This is a genomic window from Erwinia magellanica (assembly GCF_039023495.1).
GTDB lineage: Bacteria > Pseudomonadota > Gammaproteobacteria > Enterobacterales > Enterobacteriaceae > Erwinia.
Window position 1 is genome coordinate 513,267 of sequence record NZ_JBCHVC010000002.1, and the last position, 11,891, is coordinate 525,157.

General features: G+C 54.0%; 13 protein-coding genes and 3 tRNA genes. 15 read left to right on the plus strand and 1 reads right to left on the minus strand.

Going from position 1 to position 11,891, the window contains the following annotated elements; translation table 11 throughout:
* Positions 1 to 10: 10 nt before the first annotated feature.
* The 12 genes from cydX (at position 11) to AAH450_RS09760 (ending at position 6,727) form a co-directional block, all read left to right on the plus strand.
* Positions 11 to 115 (plus strand): cytochrome bd-I oxidase subunit CydX, encoded by a 105-nt coding sequence (cydX, locus tag AAH450_RS09705; RefSeq protein WP_318790152.1) that lies wholly within the window; start codon positions 11 to 13, stop codon positions 113 to 115.
* Complete coding sequence (gene ybgE, locus AAH450_RS09710; protein ID WP_342910030.1) at positions 115 to 408, plus strand: cyd operon protein YbgE; 294 nt, start codon at positions 115 to 117, stop codon at positions 406 to 408. The genes cydX and ybgE overlap by 1 nt, the downstream gene beginning before the upstream one ends.
* Positions 409 to 624: 216 nt before the next feature.
* Positions 625 to 1,029: a tol-pal system-associated acyl-CoA thioesterase gene (ybgC, locus tag AAH450_RS09715; protein WP_306206918.1), complete on the plus strand. Its 405-nt coding sequence runs from the start codon at positions 625 to 627 to the stop codon at positions 1,027 to 1,029.
* 5 nt (positions 1,030 to 1,034) lie between these two features.
* Positions 1,035 to 1,712 (plus strand): Tol-Pal system protein TolQ, encoded by a 678-nt coding sequence (gene tolQ / locus AAH450_RS09720; protein WP_342910379.1) that lies wholly within the window; start codon positions 1,035 to 1,037, stop codon positions 1,710 to 1,712.
* Positions 1,713 to 1,727: 15 nt separating this feature from the next.
* The gene (gene tolR, locus AAH450_RS09725) at positions 1,728 to 2,159 is read left to right on the plus strand and encodes a colicin uptake protein TolR (protein ID WP_342910031.1); all 432 of its coding nucleotides are present in this window, start codon (positions 1,728 to 1,730) and stop codon (positions 2,157 to 2,159) included.
* Positions 2,160 to 2,188: 29 nt separating this feature from the next.
* Positions 2,189 to 3,460, plus strand: coding sequence for a cell envelope integrity protein TolA (tolA, locus tag AAH450_RS09730; RefSeq protein WP_342910032.1), 1,272 nt, complete (start codon positions 2,189 to 2,191; stop codon positions 3,458 to 3,460).
* 121 nt (positions 3,461 to 3,581) lie between these two features.
* The gene (gene tolB, locus AAH450_RS09735) at positions 3,582 to 4,874 is read left to right on the plus strand and encodes a Tol-Pal system beta propeller repeat protein TolB (RefSeq protein WP_342910033.1); all 1,293 of its coding nucleotides are present in this window, start codon (positions 3,582 to 3,584) and stop codon (positions 4,872 to 4,874) included.
* Between the two features lie 44 nt (positions 4,875 to 4,918).
* Positions 4,919 to 5,440 carry a peptidoglycan-associated lipoprotein Pal gene (pal, locus tag AAH450_RS09740; protein WP_306206909.1) on the plus strand — a complete coding sequence of 174 codons (522 nt, stop codon included), beginning with the start codon at positions 4,919 to 4,921 and terminating at the stop codon, positions 5,438 to 5,440.
* A 9-nt stretch (positions 5,441 to 5,449) separates the two neighbouring features.
* Positions 5,450 to 6,253, plus strand: a complete 804-nt coding sequence (gene cpoB / locus AAH450_RS09745; RefSeq protein WP_342910034.1) for a cell division protein CpoB — start codon at positions 5,450 to 5,452, stop codon at positions 6,251 to 6,253.
* A gap of 164 nt (positions 6,254 to 6,417) precedes the next feature.
* A tRNA-Lys gene (locus tag AAH450_RS09750) sits at positions 6,418 to 6,493 on the plus strand.
* A gap of 41 nt (positions 6,494 to 6,534) precedes the next feature.
* Positions 6,535 to 6,610: transfer RNA gene (locus tag AAH450_RS09755), tRNA-Lys, on the plus strand.
* 41 nt (positions 6,611 to 6,651) lie between these two features.
* Positions 6,652 to 6,727, plus strand: a tRNA-Lys gene (locus AAH450_RS09760).
* 1,063 nt (positions 6,728 to 7,790) lie between these two features.
* On the opposite strand, the gene AAH450_RS09765 is transcribed toward AAH450_RS09760, so the two are convergent.
* Complete coding sequence (locus AAH450_RS09765; RefSeq protein ID WP_342910035.1) at positions 7,791 to 9,257, minus strand: AlkA N-terminal domain-containing protein; 1,467 nt, start codon at positions 9,255 to 9,257, stop codon at positions 7,791 to 7,793.
* A 177-nt stretch (positions 9,258 to 9,434) separates the two neighbouring features.
* Here AAH450_RS09765 and AAH450_RS09770 point away from each other — a divergent pair, with 177 nt between their 5' ends.
* The 3 genes from AAH450_RS09770 (at position 9,435) to pnuC (ending at position 11,888) form a co-directional block, all read left to right on the plus strand.
* Entirely contained in the window at positions 9,435 to 9,938 is a 504-nt protein-coding gene (locus tag AAH450_RS09770) for a methylated-DNA--[protein]-cysteine S-methyltransferase (RefSeq protein WP_342910036.1), read from the plus strand.
* 155 nt (positions 9,939 to 10,093) lie between these two features.
* Positions 10,094 to 11,137, plus strand: a complete 1,044-nt coding sequence (gene nadA / locus AAH450_RS09775) for a quinolinate synthase NadA (protein ID WP_342910037.1) — start codon at positions 10,094 to 10,096, stop codon at positions 11,135 to 11,137.
* A gap of 34 nt (positions 11,138 to 11,171) precedes the next feature.
* Positions 11,172 to 11,888, plus strand: coding sequence for a nicotinamide riboside transporter PnuC (gene pnuC, locus AAH450_RS09780; RefSeq protein WP_342910038.1), 717 nt, complete (start codon positions 11,172 to 11,174; stop codon positions 11,886 to 11,888).
* The last annotated feature ends 3 nt before the right edge of the window (positions 11,889 to 11,891 follow it).

Genomic DNA, 11,891 nt, shown 5'->3' on the forward strand with positions numbered 1-11,891 from the left:
GAGCTGAACAATGTGGTATTTTGCCTGGATCCTTGGCACCTTACTGGCCTGTGCATTTGGCGTGATTACGGCGCTGGCTATTGAGCATATTGAAGAGAGCGAAGGGAAACCCTGATGGGGCAGGGGATCGCACGCCTTTATCAGTGGATGGATAAGCGCCCGTTGAGGGCGCTCTCCCTGCTGATGGCACTACTGCTGGCAGGATGCATATTCTGGGACCCGACACGGTTTGCGGCAAACAGCAGTTCGCTGGCGATCTGGCAGGGTTTTCTGATGATGTGGGCGGTATGTACTGGGGTGATCCACGGTGTGGGCTTTCGTCCCCGCTACCTGCGCTGGCAACTATTTTTCTCGCCGTTTCCTGCCTGGTGTGTACTTATTGCTGGCCTGTTATTTTTCTTTTTCTGACTCAGCACGGGTGGAGGCTTTCTCCACCCGCGCTTTAATGCCAACGGAAACCTGTTTTAGCGTGGGTTTTTGTCAATAAACGTCTAAGAATTATCCTTAATCCCGCTGGTTTGTTTCCAAAAGATAATTATTTTCTTTCCCCTCTGGCAATCCATTCCAAAGGTGTATGCTCTTGCGTATAGTAGCAACGTTTAAAAAGCATTACCGGGATGTAGAGTGAGTACAACGCTGTTTCGATGGCCGGTCCGTGTCTATTACGAAGATACCGATGCCGGTGGTGTGGTTTACCACGCCAGCTATGTCGCTTTTTATGAACGGGCACGAACTGAAATGCTGCGCCAGCACCATTTCAACCAACAGGCTCTGCTGGAACAGCAGGTCGCGTTTGTCGTGCGTCGGATCACGGTCGATTACCTTGCGGCTGCTCGCCTTGACGATCTACTTGAGGTGCAGTGTGAGGTGCTCAGCATGACCAGAACGACGATGACTTTCGCACAACGAATTGTGAATGCAGAAGGACGGACGCTGAATGAAGCGGAAGTGCTGATCGCCTGCATCAATCCACATCTAATGAAGCCCATTGCGCTTCCCAAGTCTATTGTCGCGGAGTTCAAGCAGTGACTGACATGAACATTCTTGATTTGTTCCTGAAGGCGAGCCTTCTGGTCAAACTTATCATGTTGATTTTGATTGGTTTTTCTATCGCCTCATGGGCAATCATTATTCAACGTTCGCGCATCCTGAATGCCGCCGTGCGTGATGCTGATGCCTTTGAAGACAAGTTCTGGTCCGGCATCGAACTGTCGCGTTTGTATCAGGAAAGTCAGGCGCGCCGCGATGAGCTGGGTGGCTCTGAACAAATTTTCTATGCAGGCTTTAAAGAGTTTGCTCGCCTGCATCGGGCCAATAACCACGCGCCGGAAGCGGTCGTGGAGGGCGCGACCCGCGCTATGCGCATCTCTATGAACCGTGAGCTGGAAGCGCTGGAAAACCATATACCTTTCCTGGGCACCGTTGGCTCTATCAGTCCCTATATCGGACTGTTTGGCACCGTCTGGGGCATCATGCACGCCTTTATCGCGCTTGGCGCGGTGAAGCAGGCCACGCTGCAAATGGTGGCGCCTGGTATTGCAGAAGCGCTGATTGCCACGGCGATTGGTCTTTTCGCGGCGATCCCTGCCGTTATGGCTTACAACCGCCTGAATCAGCGGGTCAATAAGCTGGAACAGAATTACGATAACTTTATGGAAGAGTTCACGGCTATTCTGCATCGTCAGGCGTTCTCCAGCGAGAACACCAAGTAAGAGCTGAGGTTACGCATGGCCAGAAAGCGTGGTCGCGGCGGACGCCGTGACATGAAGTCCGAGATCAACATTGTTCCGCTGCTTGACGTGTTGCTGGTACTGCTGCTGATTTTCATGGCAACCGCACCCATCATCACCCAGAGCGTGGAAGTGGATCTGCCGGATGCAACAGATTCAAAAACTGTCTCCAGCGACGATAATCCGCCTGTGATTGTAGAAGTGGCGGGCGTTGGACAGTACAGCCTGGTGATCGATCACGACCGGATGGAGCAGTTACCCCCTGAACAGGTGGTGGCCGAAGCTCAGCGCCGTATAGAGGCGAATCCCAAGACCGTGTTCCTGATCGGCGGGGCTAAAGAGGTGCCTTACGATGAGATCATCAAGGCGCTGAACTTGCTGCATCAGGCAGGCGTTAAGTCTGTTGGATTAATGACGCAGCCGATTTAATTCATTCGAACCGTTTTTGGGAACCGAGAGTGTCGAAGGCAACCGAGCAAGACGATAAGTTAAAACGCGCCATCATCTTTTCAGTCATCCTGCATATTATATTGATTGGATTACTGATTTGGAGCTCGTTTGACGAACACATCGACGCCAGCAGCGGCGGTGGCGGTGGCGATATCGATGCCGTCATGGTCGATCCTGGGGCGATCGTTGATCAATACAATCGGCAGCAGAACCAGCAGAGCGACAGCAAACGCGCCGAACAGCAGCGTAAAAAGCAGGCTCAGCAGCAGGCCGAAGAGCTTCAGCAGAAGCAGGCCGCTGAACAGCAGCGGCTGAAAGAGATAGAAAAAGAGCGTTTGCAGGCGCAGCAGGATGCGAAGCAGCAGGCCGCCGAGCAGGCAGCAGAGCAGAAAAAGGCGCAGGAGGCGGCGAAACAGGCTCAGCAGGAACAGAAGCAGGCTGAAACAGCGGCGGCGAAGGCGAAAGCTGATGCCAAAGCCGAGGCGGATGCTCAGGCTAAATCTGCCGCTGAAGCGCAGAAGAAAGCGGAAGCTGAAGCGAAACAGGCTGCGGCGGATGCCCAGAAAAAAGCGGAAGCAGAGGCTAAAAAAGTTGCTGCGGAAGCAAAAAAGCAGGCTGATTCTGAAGCGAAGCAGGCCGCTGCCGAGGCGGCGAAAGTAAAAGCTGCCGCCGATGCGAAGGCGAAAGCCACAGCAGAAGCGAAGGCCAAAGCTGCCGAAGAGGCGAAAGCCGCTCAGGAAGCAAAAGAAACAGCTGCTAAAGAAGCGAAGGCCAAAGCGGCTGAAGAGGCGAAAGCCAAAGCAGACGCTGCGGCAAAAGCGAAAGCAGAGGCCGCCGCCAAAGCGAAGGCCGCCGCCGACGCTAAGAAAAAAGCGGCAGCAGAGGCCGCTAAAGAAACCAGCGATGTTGACGATTTACTGGGTGGACTCAGCTCGGGCAAAAATGCGCCTAAGCAGGGCAAAGCCGGTGGTGGCGCAGCAGGGCAGGGGAATCAGAAAAAAGCGGGTGCGTCGGGGGCTGCCATTGACAGCTACCTGGGGCAGGTGCAGGGCGCGATTCAAAGCAAGTTTTATGATTCGGATACCTTCAAAGGCCGAACCTGTGATGTTCGCATCAAACTGGCACCAGATGGCTTGTTAATCTCGGCTGTTCAGGTAGGGGGCGATCCGGCATTGTGTCAGGCAGCAATTAACGCTGCCCGGATGGCGCGGATCCCGAAACCGCCTAGCGCTGATGTTTATCAGGCGGTTAAAGAGGCCACGCTGATATTCAAGCCCTGAGAATTCGGTAACATCCGGCAGGTTGAACTAAGGTCAACATGCCGTACTCTATAAATGCACTATTGATTCGCTGGAACACTGCTATTTATCGTGGACATCGCGTTCAGGTAAGGGAGAAAAGATGAAGCAGGCATTTCGTGTAGCACTAAGTTTTTTACTGCTGTTTGTCGCCGTGGCGCATGCAGAAGTCCGTATTGAAATTACGCAGGGCGTGAACACCGCGCGTCCTATCGGAGTCGTGCCCTTTAAATGGAATGGCCCTGGTGCCGCACCTGAAGATATCGGCGGTATCGTTGCGGCGGATCTGCGCAACAGCGGTAAATTTAACCCGCTGGATCGTTCCCGTCTGCCGCAGCAGCCGACTACTGCCGCTGAAGTGCAGCCCGCTGCATGGACCGCGTTAGGTATTGATGCGGTGGTTGTGGGTCAGGTTCAGCCTGGTGCCGATGGCAGCTATCTGGTTTCTTACCAGCTGGTAGACACTTCGGGTAATCCGGGTGCTGTCCTGGCGCAGAACCAGTACAAGGTCACCAAACAGTGGTTGCGTTATGCGGGTCATACCGCCAGTGACGAAGCCTTTGAGAAGCTGACCGGCATTAAGGGCGCGTTCCGCACCCGTATCGCCTACGTTGTGCAGACCAACGGCGGCCAGTTCCCGTATGAACTGCGTGTATCGGACTACGATGGCTATAACCAGAATACCGTTCACCGTTCACCGCAGCCGCTGATGTCTCCAACCTGGTCTAAAGATGGCAGCAAGCTGGCTTATGTGACCTTTGAAAGCGGCAAATCGGCGCTGGTTATTCAGACGCTGGCAAACGGCGCAATCCGCCAGGTTGCTTCCTTCCCGCGTCACAACGGTGCGCCTTCATTCTCACCTGACGGGACCAAGCTGGCCTTTGCTTTATCGAAAACGGGCAGCCTGAATCTCTATGTGATGGATCTGGGTTCTGGTCAAATTCGTCAGCTGACCGAGGGCCGTTACAACAGTACCGAACCAACCTGGTTCCCGGACAGCCAGAGCCTGGCCTATACCTCCGATCAGGCGGGTCGTCCACAAATCTATAAAATCAGTGCTGCTGGCGGTACGCCACAACGTCTGACCTGGGAAGGTTCTCAGAATCAGGATGCGGATGTCAGCTCTGACGGTAAATCAATGGTGATGATCAGCTCCAATGGCGGAGCGCAACACGTCGCCAGACAGGATCTGGAAACGGGAGCCGTTCAACAATTAACGGACACGTTCCTGGATGAAACGCCAAGCCTCGCACCAAACGGCACCATGGTAATCTACAGCTCTACTCAGGGGATGGGATCCATATTGCAGTTGGTTTCGACTGATGGGCGGTTCAAAGCGCGTCTTCCGGCAACTGATGGACAGGTAAAATCGCCTGCCTGGTCGCCGTATCTGTGATGCATGTGTAAATATGTATGGCAAACAATAATAGGATTGTAGAAATGCAACTGAACAAAGTGCTGAAAGGCTTAATGCTGGCACTGCCAGTAATCGCAGTGGCTGCTTGTAGCTCACACAAAAATAACAATAATGACCAGACCAGCGGCATGGGCGACGGCTCTGCAAACGGCAGCATGGGCATGAACAGCGGTAATATGTCATCTGATGAGCAGGCTCGCCTGCAGATGCAGGAACTGCAGAAAAACAACATCGTTTACTTCGGCCTGGACAAATATGATATCCAGTCTGAGTTTGCTCAGATGCTGGATGCTCACGCAACTTTCCTGCGTAACAACCCATCATACAAAGTGACCGTAGAAGGTCATGCGGATGAGCGCGGTACACCAGAATACAACATCGCCCTGGGCGAACGTCGTGCTTCTGCTGTTAAAATGTACCTACAGGGCAAAGGTGTTTCTGCTGACCAGATCTCTATCGTTTCTTACGGTAAAGAGAAGCCAGCTGTACTGGGTCATGACGAATCAGCGTATGCTAAAAACCGTCGTGCCGTACTGGTATACTAAGAGAATCACATGATTAGTAACTTCAGACTTCACTTGTTGAGTCTGTCGTTACTGGTTGGCGTAGCGGCCCCCTGGGCCGCTAATGCCCAGGCGTCAATCAGTAACGTTGGCTCAGGCTCGGTCGAAGACCGCGTCACGACTCTTGAGCGTATTTCTAATGCTCAGGGGCAACTTCTTCAGCAACTTCAGCAACAGCTCTCCGACACACAGCGCGATATCGACTCTCTTCGTGGACAGATTCAGGAAAATCAGTATCAGCTGAATCAGGTCACTGAGCGTCAGAAAAACCTCTATCAGCAGATCGATACGTTAAGCAGCGGTGCAGCCGCACAGGGCGCTTCTGGTGGTGCTGCGGCAGCTTCTGCTGGGGCAGGTGATGATAATGCCGCACAGGGTAACAGCGCAGCGTCAGGAGCCTCTGCGGCCCCTGTACAGAGCGGTGATGCCAATACGGATTATAATGCAGCCGTTGCGCTGGTTCTGGAAAAGAAACAGAACGAGCAGGCTATCGCCGCTTTTCAGGCTTTTGTGAAGAAATATCCGGATTCTACTTATCAGCCTAACGCCAATTACTGGTTGGGACAGTTGAATTACAACAAAGGCAAGAAAGATGACGCGGCCTATTATTTCGCCACCGTGGTCAAGAACTACCCGAAGTCGCCCAAAAGCCCCGATGCGTTATATAAAGTTGGGGTGATCATGCAGGAGAAGGGCGATACCGCGAAAGCCAAAGCCGTTTACCAGCAGGTGTCCAAACTTTATCCAAACACCGATGCAGCGAAAAATGCCGCAAAACGGGCGGCGGCGCTGTAAGCGTCACGCTTTGACCAGATATCGTCCTATTTGTGGTCTTTGCGGACGAAAGGTAGTCAGTTGAACAGGTTATCTGAAAATAGTGGTTGCGCTGAATCGGTAAATCAGTAATATATGCCGCCGTTGCCGGGACATATGTTAAAACGTTTTAGCAGCGCAAAAGTGGGTCGTTAGCTCAGTTGGTAGAGCAGTTGACTTTTAATCAATTGGTCGCAGGTTCGAATCCTGCACGACCCACCACTTTAAAAGCAGTAAGCAGCGCAGCAGTAACCGCTCGATGCGGGTCGTTAGCTCAGTTGGTAGAGCAGTTGACTTTTAATCAATTGGTCGCAGGTTCGAATCCTGCACGACCCACCACTTTTAAAGTAGTAAGCAGTACAGCAGTAACCGCTCGAAGCGGGTCGTTAGCTCAGTTGGTAGAGCAGTTGACTTTTAATCAATTGGTCGCAGGTTCGAATCCTGCACGACCCACCAATGTAAAAAGGCGCCCTAAAGGCGCCTTTTTGCTGTGCGTCATTCGTGAAGGATTTGAACCTGTAGCAGGTCGGGTCGAACGAAGAGAGACAGCGTTGCTATCAGCGCCCTCAGCTACGTCCCGTCAGGGCAAGGCAGAGCCTGTCATCCTGCACGACCCACCAATGTAGAAAGGCGTCCTGAAGGCGCCTTTTTGCTGTGCGTCATTCGTGAAGGATTTGAACCTGTAGCAGGTCGGGTCGAACGAAGAGAGACAGCGTTGCTATCAGCGCCCTCAGCTACGTTCCGTCAGTGCAAGGCAGAGTCGGTCATCCTGCACGACCCACCAATGTAAAAAGGCGTCCTGAAGGCGCCTTTTTGCTGTCTGCGATTTATGGATTTTTCTTTGCCGTACAGCTGCGGCATGGGTTAAGGATTTGTCGCCTGTGGTGCTTGTTAGCCGGATCAGGATGCTGAATTGACAAGTATGTCGTCTGGAAAGGCAGAGAGCCATATCAGACAGAGCGGGATGCTGATCTGAAAAGCATGTCGTCTGAAAGGCCAGTAGCCGGTCAGACAGAATGGGATACTGAATCGAAAAGCATGTCGTCTGAAAGGCCAGTAGCCAGGTCAGGGAGAGGGGGCTGAACACAAAAACGCCGTGAACCCCTCCCTGGGGGCTGCGAAGCGGCGTCCATGCCGCTTAGCTTTTGCTTATCAGCCCCCTCTCCCTTCCCCACAGCATTGGTGTTGCCTGTTACAGAAAACCAAAACCAACTTCCAAATCCAAAGCCAAAGGCAAAGCCAAAGCCAAAGCCAGCATCAAATCTGGTTTTGACCTGTGTGAACGCCATACTCACCAACAACACCGAATTCGTTGGGTGGCGCCCCGGAGTGCAATAGCCGAGTGTCTGCCGCAGGGATGCGGCAGCCAGGCTTACGCTAATGCCGCGCTAAATATCAAAGTTAACATTTCGCACTGCGGCGTTCCGGATAAGGCACTCCGGAGTGACGCCTTACCACCGCGCCCGGTTTCAGGCTTTAATAACGTGCCCCGCAGTAATGCTTTTCCAGCACACCCCGCTCAGCCCTTAACCTTAACCGGCGCCAGATTTTTCCAGATATGCATCACCGCATAGCTGCGCCATGGACGCCAGGCTTGTGACAACCGCTCCGCCTCATTGGCCGTCACGCCACCCAGATTTTTCCTTATCACAATATCGCCATGGGGGAAGGCGTCAGGCCAGCGGAGCGCTCGCATCGCAATGTAGTGCGCGGTCCATTCGCCAATACCGGGCTGAGTCATCAGGCTGACGATAGCCTGTTCAGGCTGCGTGGTGGCATCCAGACTGAGATCCCCGCTTTCACACGCTGCCGCCAGCGCTATCAGCGTGCGGGCACGGGCACTGACAATGCCCAGGCTGGCCACCTCATCAAGCGTTGCCGTGGCCACTCTGCCTGCCGGCGGGGTAAGTCGGTTTAGCTCAGGGAAGGGAGTCTGGATCGGCTCACCAAACGCCTCAGCAAAACGCCCGCCAATCGTCGTGGCAGCCTTGACCGTGATTTGCTGCCCCAGAACAGCCCTGACGACCATCTCAAAAGCATCAAAAGCGCCCGGCACTCGCAGACCCGCATCTTTTATCAGACTTTCCCTCAGCAAAGGCTCCTGCTCAAGATGAGCGGCTATGCGATCGGGATGGGCATCCAGGTCGAACAAATTTCGCAAACGCCTGAGTAATACAGGCAGCACAGGGGTAAGAGAGTGAGTAAACTCGACGCTTAACCCTGACTTCGCAGGCACCTGAATGACCCGGATCCAGCCCGTATGCGCTCCCAGACGCACGGTACGCGCATAACTCTGCTTATCCACACTCTCTACGCCCTTTAACGCACGTAAGCTCAGGAAGGAGAGCAGGGCGGCCCAGTTATAGGGCGGGCGATAGCTCAGCAGTAAAGTGGAAGTTTCACTATTGATCATATGGCCCGGCTCGCTTGCCGCTTTTCTTAACCGCGTAGGCGGCATGCGGTACTGACGATTAAACACCTCGTTAAAGCGCCGCAGGCTGGCAAAGCCGCTGGCATAGGCCACTTCCGTTACCGGCAACGTCGTCTCGGTTAACAATTGCTTGGCCAGCAGCAGACGGCGCGTCTGCTTCAGTTCAAGAGGTGAAACGCCTAACTCCTTGTGCACAATGCGCCGCAGCTGCCTGAGACTCAGCGAAAACTGCGCGGCAATTTCTTCCAGGCTGTCGATATCTTCAATCAGCCCCTCCTCGATGCGCTGGATCAGCAAATCAGCCACGCGGTGGCTGCTGTCTACCGGGGCGTTACCGGGCGCAAGTTCAGGACGGCAGCGCAGACAGGGCCGAAAAGCGGCTTTCTCTGCCGCTTCGGCGCTGTCAAAAAACAGGCAGTTTTCCTGACGTGGCGGCTTCACCGGGCAGATTGGCCGGCAATAAATGCCGGTGGAAGTCACGCCGACAAAAAACACGCCGTCGAAACGCACATCTCTGGAGGTCATGGCCCGGTAAGCTATCTGTGTATCAATCATAAACAGGTTCCGTCATGTTGGCTTCAGGGCAGAGTAGGAGCAATCAGGGCGCTGCGCTAGCCGTTTTCGGACATCTTGTTATCTGAGTTCACTGTCCGAAAACGGCTAGCTTAAGCCTGGTGTTCAGCGATAATAGAGCCTGTCCCTGAAACAGGGCATGACAGAGGGAGAAATCCAATGAGCTATTTCTATAAAATGATGCCTTCGCCCGTGGGCCTGCTGACACTGATAGCCAGCGACAAGGGGGTCGCCGCCATTCTGTGGGAAAATGAAAATCCTAATCGTGTCAGGCAGATGGCTACGGAAGAAGATCCTGCGCATCCGGTACTGCTGGAAACAGAGCGCCAGCTGAAAGAGTATTTTGCCGGCGAGCGCACCACTTTTACCGTTACGCTGGATTTTGTCGGAACCGAATTTCAGAAAAAAGTCTGGCAGGCGCTGGTGGCGATTCCCTTTGGCGAAACGCGCAGCTATGGGGAAATTGCCCGCCAAATCGGCCATCCTAAAGCTGTCCGGGCAGTGGGCGCGGCAAACGGCAAAAATCCTATCTCTATTATTGCCCCCTGCCACCGGGTTATCGGATCTAACGGTAAGCTGACGGGCTTTGCTGGCGGCCTTGAGGCCAAAGCCTTCCTGCTTAATATTGAAATCAGGCAGCCCGGCAATTTCGTTCTTAAGTGATCGCCATCACATCCCGGCATCGCCCTGAAAATTTCAGCGACACAGGCGACTATTTCAGCTATCGTGTTTAGCATATAAAACAAAGCAGCCACTGGCTGCCGTGGAAAAGCAAATTTCCGCTGTTTTGGTTAAGTTAAAAAAACGAGAGTCGCGATATGAGCCTGATGTTCGATCCGGAAACTGCCATCTATCCTTTCCCGCCCAAGCCTGCCCGTTTATCGGGTGAGGATAAGCAGTTTTATCGGGAAAAAATCAAGCGATTGCTGAAAGAGCGCAACGCAGTTATGGTCGCGCACTATTACACCGACCCGGAAATTCAGGCGCTGGCGGAAGAGACAGGCGGATGCGTAGCGGACTCGCTGGAGATGGCCCGCTTCGGCAGCCAGCACGCTGCCAAAACGCTGCTGGTGGCTGGCGTGCGATTTATGGGCGAGACGGCTAAAATCCTCAGCCCGGAAAAAACCATCCTGATGCCCACCCTGGAGGCGGAATGCTCCCTGGATCTAGGCTGCCCTGTAGAAGAGTTCAACCGTTTTTGTGATGCGCACCCTGACCGCACGGTAGTGGTTTACGCTAATACCTCAGCGGCAGTAAAAGCCCGCGCGGACTGGGTTGTTACCTCCAGCATTGCGGTGGATCTGATTGAACATCTGGACAGCCTGGGCGAGAAAATCATCTGGGCGCCGGACCGCCATCTCGGGCAATACGTCACGCGGCAGACCGGCGCCGATATTCTCTGCTGGCAGGGCGCCTGTATCGTACACGATGAATTTAAAACCCAGGCGCTGCAACGCATGAAGGCCCTTTATCCGGACGCGGCGGTGCTGGTTCATCCGGAGTCGCCACAGGCGATTGTGGATCTGGCGGATGCAGTAGGCTCGACCAGCCAGCTGATCCAGGCGGCCAAAACCCTTCCTCATCCGCAAATGATAGTGGCGACCGACCGCGGCATCTTCTACAAAATGCAGCAGGCGTGTCCGGATAAAGAGCTGCTGGAAGCGCCAACGGCAGGGGAGGGTGCCACCTGCCGCAGCTGTGCCCACTGTCCCTGGATGGCAATGAACGGACTGAAAGCGATTGCAGAAGGGCTTGAACAGGGCGGCAGCGGGCATGAAATTCAGGTCGATGCCGCGCTGCGCGAAGGGGCGTTGATCCCGCTGAATCGTATGTTAACCTTTGCAGCAAGTTTAAAGGGGTAACTCCTGACCCTCTTGATCAGGAAAAGGTGCCAATATGGATTTTTTTAGCACGCATAATATTTTGGTTCACATTCCTCTCGGCGCTGGCGGTTACGATCTCTCCTGGATTGAAGCCATTGGTACCGTGGCGGGGCTGCTCTGTATCTGGCTGGCCAGCCTGGAAAAAATCATCAACTACGCCTTCGGCTTGATTAACGTTACCCTGTTTGCGGTGATCTTCTTCCAGATCCAACTCTATGCCAGCCTGCTGTTACAGCTGTTCTTCTTTGTCGCCAATATCTACGGCTGGTATGCCTGGAGCAGGCAAACGGCAGACAATCAGCACGTTCTTCAAATCCGCTGGATGACGTTGCCGAAAGCGCTGGGCTGGACAGCGGTATGCGTGGTGGCGATCGCGCTGATGACGCTCTATATCAACCCAGTCTTCGCCTGGCTTACTAACGTAGCGGTATCGGTAATGCAGGGAATGGGGCTGGCTGTGACCATGCCAGAATTGCAGCCGGATGCCTTCCCGTTCTGGGACTCCTGCCTGATGGTGCTGTCGATTGTGGCGATGATCCTGATGACGCGGAAATATGTGGAGAACTGGTTGCTGTGGGTGGTGATCAACGTGATAAGCGTTATGATTTTTGCCCGTCAGGGCGTCTATGCCATGTCGCTGGAGTACGCCATCCTGACGCTGATTGCCCTGAACGGCTGTTGGCTGTGGATTAAAAGCGCCCGCGAACAAGGCTCACGAGCGCGCTCCTGACGT